This is a genomic window from Bacillus sp. EU55, from assembly GCF_038005925.1.
In the GTDB taxonomy this organism is placed as follows: domain Bacteria; phylum Bacillota; class Bacilli; order Bacillales; family Bacillaceae; genus Bacillus; species Bacillus velezensis.
The window spans coordinates 1,964,841-1,977,393 of the sequence record NZ_JBBOUE010000001.1 but is presented as its reverse complement, the minus strand read 5'-3'; the positions used below and the strand labels follow the sequence as shown (position 1 = coordinate 1,977,393).

The 12,553-nt window shown below is 36.1% G+C and carries 20 protein-coding genes; all 20 read left to right on the top strand.

Annotation, left to right across the window (positions count from 1 at the left end; genetic code table 11):
• The first annotated feature begins 20 nt into the window (after positions 1–20).
• Complete coding sequence (locus NYE50_RS09885; RefSeq protein WP_014417873.1) at positions 21–563, top strand: hypothetical protein; 543 nt, start codon at positions 21–23, stop codon at positions 561–563.
• A 24-nt stretch (positions 564–587) separates the two neighbouring features.
• Positions 588–1,580: a hypothetical protein gene (locus NYE50_RS09880; RefSeq protein WP_014417872.1), complete on the top strand. Its 993-nt coding sequence runs from the start codon at positions 588–590 to the stop codon at positions 1,578–1,580.
• A 52-nt stretch (positions 1,581–1,632) separates the two neighbouring features.
• Entirely contained in the window at positions 1,633–2,166 is a 534-nt protein-coding gene (locus NYE50_RS09875) for a hypothetical protein (RefSeq protein ID WP_029974500.1), read from the top strand.
• A gap of 12 nt (positions 2,167–2,178) precedes the next feature.
• On the top strand, positions 2,179–2,610 hold the full coding sequence (locus NYE50_RS09870; protein ID WP_224988287.1) for a hypothetical protein: 432 nt from the start codon (positions 2,179–2,181) through the stop codon (positions 2,608–2,610).
• On the top strand, positions 2,607–2,927 hold the full coding sequence (locus tag NYE50_RS09865) for a hypothetical protein (protein WP_029974497.1): 321 nt from the start codon (positions 2,607–2,609) through the stop codon (positions 2,925–2,927). The genes NYE50_RS09870 and NYE50_RS09865 overlap by 4 nt, the downstream gene beginning before the upstream one ends.
• Positions 2,924–3,589, top strand: coding sequence for a hypothetical protein (locus NYE50_RS09860; RefSeq protein WP_029974496.1), 666 nt, complete (start codon positions 2,924–2,926; stop codon positions 3,587–3,589). Before NYE50_RS09865 ends, NYE50_RS09860 begins: the two co-directional genes overlap by 4 nt.
• The gene (locus NYE50_RS09855; RefSeq protein ID WP_029974494.1) at positions 3,586–4,092 is read left to right on the top strand and encodes a hypothetical protein; all 507 of its coding nucleotides are present in this window, start codon (positions 3,586–3,588) and stop codon (positions 4,090–4,092) included. The genes NYE50_RS09860 and NYE50_RS09855 overlap by 4 nt, the downstream gene beginning before the upstream one ends.
• 11 nt (positions 4,093–4,103) lie before the next feature.
• On the top strand, positions 4,104–4,829 hold the full coding sequence (locus NYE50_RS09850) for a hypothetical protein (RefSeq protein ID WP_318248542.1): 726 nt from the start codon (positions 4,104–4,106) through the stop codon (positions 4,827–4,829).
• Between the two features lie 38 nt (positions 4,830–4,867).
• Positions 4,868–5,659, top strand: a complete 792-nt coding sequence (locus NYE50_RS09845; RefSeq protein WP_224988289.1) for a hypothetical protein — start codon at positions 4,868–4,870, stop codon at positions 5,657–5,659.
• A 20-nt stretch (positions 5,660–5,679) separates the two neighbouring features.
• A complete protein-coding gene (locus tag NYE50_RS09840; RefSeq protein WP_132105213.1) occupies positions 5,680–6,147 on the top strand; it encodes a hypothetical protein in 468 nt (155 codons plus the stop codon).
• A gap of 71 nt (positions 6,148–6,218) precedes the next feature.
• Positions 6,219–6,575, top strand: a complete 357-nt coding sequence (locus NYE50_RS09835) for a hypothetical protein (protein ID WP_224988290.1) — start codon at positions 6,219–6,221, stop codon at positions 6,573–6,575.
• Positions 6,575–7,906 (top strand): pyocin knob domain-containing protein, encoded by a 1,332-nt coding sequence (locus NYE50_RS09830; RefSeq protein ID WP_110124742.1) that lies wholly within the window; start codon positions 6,575–6,577, stop codon positions 7,904–7,906. The genes NYE50_RS09835 and NYE50_RS09830 overlap by 1 nt, the downstream gene beginning before the upstream one ends.
• Before the next feature lie 10 nt (positions 7,907–7,916).
• Complete coding sequence (locus NYE50_RS09825) at positions 7,917–8,195, top strand: hypothetical protein (protein ID WP_029974487.1); 279 nt, start codon at positions 7,917–7,919, stop codon at positions 8,193–8,195.
• On the top strand, positions 8,196–8,348 hold the full coding sequence (locus NYE50_RS09820) for an XkdX family protein (protein WP_014470095.1): 153 nt from the start codon (positions 8,196–8,198) through the stop codon (positions 8,346–8,348).
• A gap of 18 nt (positions 8,349–8,366) precedes the next feature.
• Positions 8,367–9,215 carry a glycerophosphodiester phosphodiesterase family protein gene (locus NYE50_RS09815; protein WP_029974486.1) on the top strand — a complete coding sequence of 283 codons (849 nt, stop codon included), beginning with the start codon at positions 8,367–8,369 and terminating at the stop codon, positions 9,213–9,215.
• Positions 9,216–9,297: 82 nt separating this feature from the next.
• Complete coding sequence (locus NYE50_RS09810; protein ID WP_021493614.1) at positions 9,298–9,783, top strand: hypothetical protein; 486 nt, start codon at positions 9,298–9,300, stop codon at positions 9,781–9,783.
• Positions 9,783–10,199 carry a hypothetical protein gene (locus NYE50_RS09805; protein WP_224988291.1) on the top strand — a complete coding sequence of 139 codons (417 nt, stop codon included), beginning with the start codon at positions 9,783–9,785 and terminating at the stop codon, positions 10,197–10,199. Before NYE50_RS09810 ends, NYE50_RS09805 begins: the two co-directional genes overlap by 1 nt.
• 13 nt (positions 10,200–10,212) lie before the next feature.
• Complete coding sequence (locus NYE50_RS09800) at positions 10,213–11,190, top strand: tyrosine-type recombinase/integrase (RefSeq protein WP_224988292.1); 978 nt, start codon at positions 10,213–10,215, stop codon at positions 11,188–11,190.
• A gap of 110 nt (positions 11,191–11,300) precedes the next feature.
• A complete protein-coding gene (locus NYE50_RS09795) occupies positions 11,301–11,774 on the top strand; it encodes a hypothetical protein (RefSeq protein WP_046559818.1) in 474 nt (157 codons plus the stop codon).
• 67 nt (positions 11,775–11,841) lie between these two features.
• Positions 11,842–12,522 carry an immunity protein gene (locus NYE50_RS09790; RefSeq protein ID WP_224988293.1) on the top strand — a complete coding sequence of 227 codons (681 nt, stop codon included), beginning with the start codon at positions 11,842–11,844 and terminating at the stop codon, positions 12,520–12,522.
• Positions 12,523–12,553: the final 31 nt, after the last annotated feature.

The window sequence follows — 12,553 nt, the reverse complement described above, 5'->3', positions numbered from 1 at the left end:
CATTTGGAGGAGGCATTTAAATGTCAGGAGTTGTTCGTTTAGATAATTTGGCTGCCGTATACGGCGGCGCCCATATTCATTCTGTAAAAGCAAAACTTAATGTTGAAAATGGTAATGTTGGTGTGGTTGGAGTTCCGTATGAAGGTGAACGAGAGTTGCGCCTATTTAAAAGAGCTACAGATCCAGCCAAAGAAAAAGCTGCTATTGTAGCACAAGATGAGATTATGTATGACCAGACTCGCAGATCACAAAACAATTTAAAGTATTTCAAAATTGACGCCGGTCAAATTTTTAGAGTATACGACCTTGTTGAAGGCGACATCTTTTCTGTTTCACCAGACCTAATTGATGCTCTTGGTGAACAAGTTGTAATTGGAAATAAGGTCACCTTACAAGCTAATTCTTTCAAATATAAAGAGATTGCAGAGGCAGATGTAGCCGATCAAAGATTTGTAGGGCGAATCGAAGCCATCGAAAAGATTGGCACTCAAACAGTAACCGGGAAACCTGGTTATGTGGGCGGAATGCTTGATTTAGTCGTTATCAGAGTAGAACAAAACTAATAATCATAACTTGGAGGTTAATTAATGAAACAAGATCTTGTGAAATTGGGTATTGATTTATATAAAAACAGAGTTACGGATTACTCAAATAATCAGGCAAATGATGTTATCCGTAAAGCATTTGTAGAGATTATCGGTACTGACAAACCAAACTTTAGTCAATTTAGACGCTATAAGAATGATATCTTCGAAATTATTGAAGAGGTACTTGACCAAACAATTACCGATGGTATGATTGCCAGCCCTTTCTTCGAACAATTCGTGGATTACCGTGATTTAGCTCTTGGTGATACCAATGAATTTTATGTTGAAGATAGAACAATGCTGGTAGCAGCGCGCCATTCAGGTAACCATTGGAGCATCAGACGGCAAAAATTGAATATTGGGGATACCTTTACTGTACAAACTGAGCCGTATGCTATTGCAATTTACACTGACTTCAAACGGTTCTTAGCCGGTCGCATTGATTGGGACGCTTTCATCAAAAAAGTAAGTGAAGCATTCACTCAGGAGTTGAATTCACGTATCTATACTGAATTCATGGCTTCTATGGCATACTTACCTGCTGAGTTCAAACAGACTGGCACCTATAATGACGCAACACTAATTGAGCAGGCAGAGCATGTTCAAGCAGCAAACCAAGGATCTCAAATCATTATTGCTGGAACACGCACAGCATTGTCTAAACTATCCGGTGCTACTACTCTCATGAGTGAAAATATGAAAGATCAAATTAACAAAAACGGTGTTCTCTCCGTTTGGAACGGATACTCCCTCCTTCCTATCCCTCAAAGCCACAAACCAAACACTTTTGAATTCCAAATTGCAAATGATCGTTTGATGGTTCTACCAGCCAACGCCAAACCTATTAAGGTTGTCAAAGAAGGAACTCCTTTTATTAAAGAAGTATCCGATGGTACAACCAACCAAGATATGTCTATGGAGTACAAATTCATTACTCAATACGGAGTGGACACAGTATTTAACGTAATGTACGGCATGTATCAATTTGCATAATATGAGGGCTAAATAGCCCTCATATATTTTTGATGAAAAAGGAGAGTTTTAAATGGCAACAAAAGAAACTGCAATTGAATCTAATGAAGTGGTTACTGAAAAAGAAGCACCAAAAAAGAAAACAGTTAAGAAAAAGAAACAAATAAATCGTAATCAGTTGGTGTCATGTTTCAATGTTACGAATGGAAGTTTGAAATACATCTCAAAAAAAACTGGGCTAGAAACTGTATGGAGTGCGTATGGAGATGAAGAATACATAGAGGTATCTGAATTGTTAACAATGAAATCGTCTCAGCCTAAGTTTCTAACAGAGCCTTGGATTTTTATCGATGATGAGGAAGTTGTACATTACTTAGGTTTAACCAAGGTTTATCAACACATTATTCCTATTGATGAAGTTGAAGAATTCTTCAATCTTTCAGTCACAGATGCCAAAGATATCTTACTTAAATTACCTAGAGGAATGAAGGAATTGATTGCTGACAAAGCTAGAAAAGGTGTTGAAAGTGGAGAATTTAATAATCTTCAGCTTCTTAAGCTATTGGAAAAAGAGCTCCATTTGGACATTCTTTCATTAGCAGATTAGGAGGCGTAATATTTGCCTACTCCTTTTGAAGAAATCTACGGGTTTTTCCTTCCTAAGTTAACTGATTACTCATTTTTAAACATTTCCGACCAAGATTTGGCTGATACCTTAGAGCCTTTATTAAGGTCGTCATCTATTAAATTTAGAAGGTGTAAAAAGGACTTAACTGACAGGGATCAAGAACTCAAACAATTCAATGAAGATCTATCTGATGAAGAAAAAGAAATTCTAGCCTGCTTTATGGTTGTAGAATATCTCACTCCCAAAATAGTTACTGCTGACCTTTTACATCAAACTCTGAGCTCTAAGGACTTCAAATTGTATTCGCAAGCGAACCATATTAAGGAGATTAGAGAGCTACGTAATTTAATCAAAAAAGAAGCTGAAGATTTAATGGTGCAATATACATACTCAAATATAAGTATGAGAGGCTTTAGATCATGAAGATGATAACAGATTCAAAAACTCAGTTAGCATACTTCAACTTTTTAAAGTCACGCATCTTTAAAATCATTCCCCTCCTAGAAGAAAGTAATTATGGTATTAATAATTATGTCAGTTCACTAATCTTCGAATTATATGGAGCTCAGGATACTATTAAATCTGCACATGATTGCTCTGATTATGTTGTAATGCTTGCTACTCTAGAGTCCATTCGATTGAATATTTCATCACATGACTACAGTTTTCATGTCGTTAGAAAAGAAGTGTTTAAAGTTCTTGCAACCATTGAAAAAATAATGGGGAGAATGGAACATTGAACTCTTTTGAAACATATAAAAAGAGGTTACTTGCATACGGCTCTACTCCTGATGAAGTTATAATTAATAACACGAAAGACACAATAAATAAGTCATTTGATTCTTCACTCTTCTCTGAGAGCATTCCGATCAACGGTGAATTAACCGATGTAATAATAAATCAGGGGAAAACCTCCGAAGATAAAACATTACTGTTTCGACCTGATTATGAATCCCATAAGGGAGCTATTGCGGAGATAAACGATTCCCCTTTTCTTATTACAGAGTTTGATACAAACAGACTTTATCCCATAGCCAAGGCTAAATTATGTAACTCATCTATTTCACTAACATCATCTGATCGTAAAATTCCATCTGGAAAGATTAATGAAATTACAGGAAAACCAATTATGATTACAGTTCCTGGTGAAAAGCTTGAAATTCCATGTGTCTTTGAGCGCACAACCTCAATAATTGGATCCGAATTAGCCATAAACATTCCTGAAGGACAAGCACATGTCACCATCCCCTTTTTAAAACATGAAAAATTAAAGAAGGGTCTTTTTCTTTCTTTTTATGGCGAGGAATTCCGTGTTGATGATATAGACTATTCCAAGGTCTATGGAGACACCGGAACAATTAGACTTATAGCCAAAAAGAAAGTTGGAGGTGATAGCGAATGAGTATGATGGTCGAACATATGACAGCTGTATTCAGAACCATTATGAATGATACAGAATTGAATCGTCTTTTATATTATAAGGATGACCCTCTCTCCTCTTCTCTCCCTGACGTTCAGACGTTGGAAAATTACTATGATCCAGTTGATGATTCCCCATCAATATTAAGCTCAATAATTAAACGTGCTCCCAAAACTGATGATTTAACCGATCAACCAATATGCAGACTTTGTGTTTATCTTGGCAATGGAATCCCTAAACCCTCAACCCAAAGTGTGATGCTGCTAGATCAAGATTTGATGATTGATGTTTATACACACATTAACACTTATGAGGAGACCGAATTCAGGAACCTGAAAATTACTGATCGTATTTGTGACATGCTCTTCAATCAAAATTTTGCTGGTATCGGTAAAAATGTTAAATACACAAGATTGCTCATATCGAACGCACCTGAAGGGTATTTGGGATACAAATTAATATTCACTTTCGGAGCTATGAAATGATTGATTATGAAATGATTGATATGGAGTTTTTCATTACTGGAGAACCTATCTCTACAGAACTTGGTGAATGCAGATTCATTAAAGTTAAAGAGTACGGTCAGTTAGCCAATTATTTAAGGCTAATCAAAATGTCCAAAAAAGAGATCATTTATGTTTATAGCAAAGAAGATGTTAATCGTTTTGGGGAACTTGATGAGCTTATTGCTGAATTAAAAAAAATGACTCTTTATGAAATTTCGGGTACCCTTCCTAATTTTCAAGAAGCCTATAGCACAGTGTTTTCTAAAATGTTCAATGGAGAAGAAATACTGGATAAGCTTACTCCAGACAACTTCGATTCCATTAGAGAACTTGTATTAAAAATGTGTTGTTTGAAGGAAGAAAAAATAAGTTCCAATCCTGAGATTCAAAAAGCTAATGAGCGAAGCAAAAGAGTCAAGAGTCAAGATGTGGATCCAGTTAATATGGCGGATATCATTAGCACAGTGTCGACTTATACAGGCTACCTTTATAAAGACATTAATGACATGACCCTGTTTCAACTTTATATGACTTATCACCGGATTGCTCAATTCAAGCAATATGACACTTCTACCCTCTTTGCCACAGTTTCACCAGAAGCAGGTAAAAACATTGTGAACTGGGATAAACACATTGATTTATTTGAGGAAGAGAAACATTACATAAGCCGAGATAAATTTATGAAAGAGACCAAAGGTTTTTCTAAGGGCAGCTAATAGCTGTTCCTTTTTTATTTTAAGGAGGAAATCTATAGATGAAAACAGTTATTCAAGATACAGCTGATGTTTATTTCAGAAGAAAATCTGATGGTCAGCTTGTATTCACAGCAGAAGCACAAACAGCTTCATTCTCCCAAGCCATCTCCGAAGAAAAACTTCGTGGTGGTATCGGAAATAAACCACTTTATATCTTGAAGTCTGAAAAAGAAATCAATCTTACTGTCAAGAATGCATATTTCGACTTAGAGTGGTTAGCAATGACACAAGGTGAAACAATTGAAGAAGAAGCAAAAGTTCAGGTTTTCGACCGTGAACATGGTCTAATTGTTGATGATAAAAATGCGGTTACTCTTAAAGGTAAACCGGTAAGTGATGTAACCTTCTTCAACAAAAAAGGATTAACTTATAAGACGCCTGTATCTACAGATGGCACATATTTAATTCCTACTGGCTTTGCTGGTACGAAAGAGAAATTAACAGCCGTATATCAGATTAACAAAATCGGCAGACGGCTCGCTATTAAAGCAAGTAAATTCTCTGAGCGATATGAAGTTGGATACCGCACAATTGCGTATAACCCTGATACCGAAGAGGTCTATAGCGATATCTACATTCAATTCCCTAACGTATCCCCTTCAGGTGAGTTTGAAATGTCTCTCGAAAACGGTAATGCATTAGCTCCAGAAATTAAATTTGAAGCACTAGCCGACACTGACACAGACGAGATGGCCGTTGTTATTGAAGCGAGCAGAGATGATAATGTAACCACTCCAGATCCTGACCCTGACACAGAAACACAAACTAAATCCGTAGACGTTGGCAATTAATTTTACAGGAGTGATTTTTAATGGCAGCAAAACTTAATGATTTCGATGGCGTAAAATCTTCAGCTAGAGATGATGGAAACGGCGGTTTAGTAACTGACATTCATCTCAAATCACAAGAAAAGCCTCTACAAGTTGACTTCCCTCAAGCTGGGTTGGATGCTATCAAAGGGATCCAAGTACAATCCCCTTCCGTGACCTTGAATGAAAGAGACCCCGGTTTCTCCTCTTTTAAGACGGATAAATTTACTGTCACTTCAACAGCTCAAAAAGTTACCGCCGGTATCACTGACAGAACAGCACTTACTATTTACCCTCCTGCAGAAGGCACGATTTACATTGGAAACTCTACTGTGACCGCTGATACAGGTATCCCATTGACAGCCGACGACAAACCTTTTTCGGTGCCTGTTGCTGCTGGCAAAACACTTTATGTCTATGTGATTAATGACGGTACTGACAGAGATGTAAGAGTATTTGAAGCTAAATAATTTGAGGGGATACTTCCCCTCTCCTTTTTAAATAAAAGTCAGTTTTTAAACAGATTTAGGAGGTGGAGTTGTTGACAGAAACCGATGAAACTATTTTAAAAACCATTCCAGATAAAGCAACCTTTATATTCCACGAAGCAACAACTGACCCGTCTGAAGGTGAAGAATTTGTAGTATCACATTATCGGGATATTACTGTTAAGATCTCTGGTTCCTCAACTTCAAGAGAAATAAAATTCTTTGCTGTAGATGAAAATGGCGAAAAGACAGAAATTGCTGGAACAAACAAAACTGATTTTCAATTAGGTACGGGCACATTGAATACAAATGAAATCTGGGATTTTGATATTGCAGGGCTTTTCAAATTCATGGTTGAGGTTGTTTCCGTAAATGGAGATGTAACGATTAAAGGAATTGCGGTGAGTTAATGAGTAGTAGTAAATTTGTAGGTCAGCTCAAACAAAACAATGAGCAAATTAATAATCTTAAAGATCAATTTTTCAGAACTGAATCTCATATGTCTGATCATGAAAAACGCTTGAATGACAAAGTTGATGAGTTTATGGAAAAGCAGAATTTTGATTTAAAAATGCATATTCAAAACAGTGAGAATCCACATCATGTGACTAAAGAACAAGTCGGATTATCAAATGTAATAAATGAAGAGCAAGCCACAAAAGTTGCTTTTGATGACCATCTTAACGATAAGAAAAATCCTCATGCAGTTACTAAAAGCCAAGTTGGTTTGTCTAAGGTTGATAATGTTCAACAAGCAGCAAAAATTGATTTTGACGCTCACAATGCAGACCTCGATCGACATATCACAAAGGATGAGCGCAGTTATTGGAACAGCTCTGATGAAAGGTCAAAGTCCATTTTAGCTGAACATACTAACGATCAATCAAATCCTCATAAGGTTACTGCTGAACAGGTTGGGCTTGGGAATGTAGTCAACGTAAAACAAGCTGCTAAAAGTGATTTTGATGATCACCTAAATGACACTAATGTCCATATCAATAAATCTGATCGGGATAGATGGGACGCTGCTCAACTTTTCAAACTCACTGCCGATGATGGGAAAGTATTCTACAAAGGTAGCTCCGAAAAAACCGAATACAACGATTTGATTACCACCGGGTTTTATTTAATCGCCAACCAGGGTCTTCACTCCCCTGCTAACTTGTCCAATGTCTATTTAGTTGTCATGAATTATGGTGATTCAGTAGCCCAATTTGCTTTAGAAGCATATTACGGAACACATACTTATTTCCGATTTAGGAAAAGCGATTTAACTTGGACTACGTGGCAAACACATGAAACGACTGACGGAGCACAGACCCGAGCTACTGCTGCACTCAACTCAGCTAAAACCTATACTGATACCAAGCTTTCCTCAATAACATGGTACACTCCTACTTTACAGAATGGATGGGTTAATTACACAGATGTTAACTCAACAGACCAAACAGTGTTTAAAACTCGGTATACAAAGGATGCAACGGGGACTGTTTTTGTAGAGGGAGCTATAGCAAAAGGAACGATTGGTTTTGGAGTGGCAGCATTCACTTTGCCTGAAGGATACAGGCCTGGAAGAGCGTTTCAATGGGTTGGTGTAGCTTCCCAAGCAGGAATGTCAGGAATACCTCAGACTCACAGAACGCTTGTTGATACTGAAGGAAGAGTTATTATAGAAAGTTGTACAAATACCTCCAAACCCAATGATTACATTAGTTTCGGCTTTAGTTTTAAGGCCGTGTAGGGAGAATATTATGATGCAAGTATACAAATATGACGAAAATTATATTTATGAATCCCCTGTTGTGCTTGAAGACGATAGTCCAATTCCTGATAATTGCACTATAATAGCTCCATCCGATGGTCTTTATATTCCCAAATTCAACCCTAAAACAAAAAAATGGATTGAGTCAGCATCGAAAGAATACATTGACAGCTTAAAACCACTTGACCCCGAGCCATCGGAAGCTGAAAAGGTTAAAAAACAATTAAGTGACTTAACATATCAACTAATGATGGATGGTGTACTTTAAATGAATTGGTATGAACTTATAAAAGATTATTACAACGACGGTAATGGCGTGTGGGATGAATATCGAGTAGCGCAAGCTGTAGTAAAAGGAAAAATTACACCAGAACAGTACGAAGAAATTGTTGGAAAGAAATATATTGAACCAACTACCTAATTATGATAATTTTAGATCATGAAAAAAATAAAATTGATAACATTAACTATTGCTTTAGTCATACTAGGAGGATGTTCATTTAACGAAGTTGATTCATCAGCTTTAGGCTATGGGAAAGGAAGCAGTAAAAAATACGAGCCGCTAATGATTGCACACAGAGGCGCCTCGGAAATTGAGCCAGAACACACCCTACTCTCCTATGAACGAGCAATAAAAGACAAAGCAGACTACATTGAAATTGATTTACGACAAACCAAAGACGGTCACCTAGTCGCAAACCATGACAAGACTGTTGATCGAACCACAAACGGTAAAGGGGAAGTTGAAGATCTTACATTAGATCAGATTAAAAAGCTGCGTACTGGAAAAGGACAAAAGATCTTAGCGATTGAAGAAATCATTAAAAAGTTTGGACAAACAACAAAGTATTATATCGAGACTAGAACAAACAACAAAGGCAAATTGGTAATGGAGAAAAAGTTAATTGACATACTCTCTAAAAATAAACTAATCGCTAATAACAAAGTTGTTTTAGAGTCATTTAGTGACAAAAGTCTAAAGAAGTTACATAAGCTAAACAGTGATGTTCCTCTTGTTCAACTTTTGAAAGATGAAGACATTAAGCCGATGAGCAAATCAAAGCTAAACGAAATAAAAAAATATTCTAATGTTGTTGGCCCTAATGCAAAATTTGTTGATAAAGGTTTTGTTGATTTAGTCCACAAAAACAATATGAAAGTACATGTGTTTTTTAACGCTGATAAAGAAAGAGCACTCACATCCAAAATGCTTAAGTTGAAAGTGGATGGACTATTTACAAATAACCCAGCTTATACAGAGAAAGTTCTAAAAGAAGATTATAAATAAAATACAAGTTTTATTTAGACACCTCTCCCCTATTGAGGTGTCTTTTTTAATGTGTGCAGAGGATATATAAGGAGGAAATGAGATGGCATCGAAAAAATTAAATCTTGGGTTGATTGAAGAAAGTGTAAGTAAATATGACAAGAAAGAACGAGTACAACTTACTGATGACGTTCATGTTTTTATTTACCCTTACTTCTCCCCTACCCGCTTGACCAAAATGCTTACTGAATTTATTACGGATCAAGAAGAGGCAAAAGAAGCAAGAATTAAGTTTGAAGATATTAATCCTGTTCAATGGGGATTCTTTTCATTAATTAAGGAATTTACAGAATTGGGTATTCCAAGTGATATTAAAAACAAAGTTAAGTGGTTTGTTAAACTTGTGGACTCTGAATTTTTCCCTTTGATTATTAACAGCTTTCCCGAAGAAAGTATGAAGAAATTTGGAAAAGCAACAAAGATGATGCAAGAGAATTTAGACAAACTTTCAAATATGTCTCAGGAAGAAATAAATAACCTCATCCTTAATAAAGTCGATGAGATTGAAAATGAACAAGAGGCTGAATAATGGCCAAGAATATAAAAGAAATAGCAGCACTAATTGAATTTGCCGCGAAGCAAGCCGTACAAAAACAATCAAGCACAAAAAATACAATGATTAAAACTGGTCAAGAGCATGTGCAATCTGATGTATATGAGGAATACGATCCCCTTGAATATGAACGTACATCTCTTTTGAAGGACTCCTTTGTCGTTCAAAACGAATCTAACGGAATTTCATTAGACAATACCCGTGAAGACAACGGTAAGGATGTTGCCACGGTTGTTGAGACTGGTCAAGGATACACGTATCCAGATAAATACGGTTATGGTTACGGAAAACCTCGCCCAGTCATGAAGAATACTGCTGAATCCTTAAAAGATGGACGATTAGTTGCTGCTATGAAAAAAGATTTAAATGCAAATGGTATTAAAACAGAATAACGGTGGTGTATTAATGGCCAGAAAAAAGATAGCATATGCAACAAAAGAAAAGGTCAACAAAATTAACCCCAAAAATGCGGAATTAATCCGGAAGTATTTTGTCTTTAAAAACATGAACCTTTCGGAATCCAGTAAAGTTGGGTATCAATCAGATTTCAATCAATGGCTGGTATACATTTTAGAGAATTACAATAATCGGCACATTGTGGATATTATTAAAGAGGATCCTGATGATATGGTTGATTTAATTGAAGATTTTGTTGCATTCTGTACCAGTATTCTAGGCAATAATGAACGAAGAATTCAGAGACGAATGAGTAGCATTAGCTCATTCTTTTTATTTTTAAGGAAAAAACGTAAGATCAAAGAAAATCCCGTTGACTTCTTAGACAGACCTAAGGCCGGAACTGGTGAAAAACTTCAAATTAAACAGACCTTCCTAACAAAAGAACAGGTTGAAGGAATCAGAAAAGGACTTAAAAAGAAGGAAAATATTCAGTTAGAGCTCTTCTTTGAATTCGGTCTCTCCACGATGGCCAGAGCTAATGCCATAAGCAACGTTAAAGTTGAACAAATTGACTTTGAAAGACTTCGGGTGGAAGATGTCATTGAAAAAGAAGGATACAAAGTCACCCTCTTCCCTTCTCAAAGAGCTATTGATCTTGTTAAGGAATGGCTGGAGTACAGATCCGAAAACGGAATTGAATGCGAATACCTTTTCATAACAAAGTACGGAGGCACATGGAAGAAAGCTGAAACTGGAACTCTGCAAGGGTATTGGATAAAGAGAATCGGAGAAATAATTGAGATTCCTGAATTACACTGTCATGATTTAAGGCACAGTGGTAGTAACCTTCTTTATCACAGTGGCATGAGTCTAGAGGACGTGTCTCAATTATTGAACCATAAAGGCACTGACGTAACAAAGAATCACTATCTAGAAGTAAACAAAGATGCTATTCAAGACAAGAAAGCAAAATTTGAAGTGTAAATGAAATCCCTCCTTTATTCAGAATCAAAATCCTTCAATTGAGGGATTTTGCTTATGGATAAAACTTAAACATGTTTCCATATTTGACGATAATATGGAGAGGTGATTGTATGGAAGCAGTTAAGGCCTATAAGAATATTTATAAACATAAATTTGCTGAAAAATTAATATGCTCCAGTAATGAAGAGCTCCTTAAATTTATCGAAGAAGAATTCCCTAGAAAGCCTATCAGTTCTTATAATACTTACAAACAAAAAATAGAGGCACTGAGCACCTTAGATGACACAGAATTAAATTTAGCAATAGCTAGAATGACCAATATTGAAAATATACACGATCACACCAAACTTTGGCCTGTTGGAAGTTTATTAGTAGCCACCTCTTTTATTGCTCTACAAATCATATTAAAAGTGAATATAACAAAAATAGATAAAGACAACTATCTTAACGCTTTGTACTATGTTTTGTTGGCTATGGCTGTGTGTTTATCATTCTTATTAAGTATGCAAAAAGAAAGAAAAAAAGTAGTAACGGCAAGCTTTTTCAAGGAATTGTTGATTCAAATTAAGTCAGATAAGGATTAATGTTGAGTTATTCTAACTTACTGGAAACCATGATATAATGTAGGAAAATAATACTGGTGGTGGTTGGATGGGTTATAAGATTATGGCTTATGGCGGCTATTTTTTATTCAGCCTTTTCTTCTGTTTAATGGATGGTTGGAAACCTCTGGGAGTTTGCTTGACAATCCTAGGCTTACTTATATTAGCTACTGAACCGTACAGGATAAAATCCGCAGCACTTGCAGATAAGATTAGAAAAAATGCTGAAATGCTAAAGGCCTACGATAGCGAATTTAATCCTGATAATTTCTTTAGCACTTATAAAACCAAAATTGCTTATAATGAAGATAAGGGTATTCTTAAGGTATATCAGCTTAATGGCGAAGAAATAAACGAGCATGTTATCCCTTTTGACCAAATTATTCAATCTGAAATCTCACTGGATGATCAGGTGATTTCGAAGGTTGCCAAATCAGGGATTATTGCTGGAGGATTATTAGGTGGTGGAATCGGTGCAGCAATTGGCGGTTTGTCAGCCTCCTCTACTCAAACAGAAATGGTGAAGTCAATTACGCTTAAAATTACAGTCGAAAACCTCAAAAATCCTATACACTATATCCACTTCCTTCCTTCTCGTGAGGATGATGGATATGAACCTCAAGGTTATAAAAAAGACGGTAATATAATTCAACAGGCTTTGAAAAACGCCGAATATTGGCAAAGTGTTATGGATGTAATTATCAAGAAAACAAGTACAGTCGCTCAATAATTTGAGTGGCTTTTTTATTTGCTCTGATTAG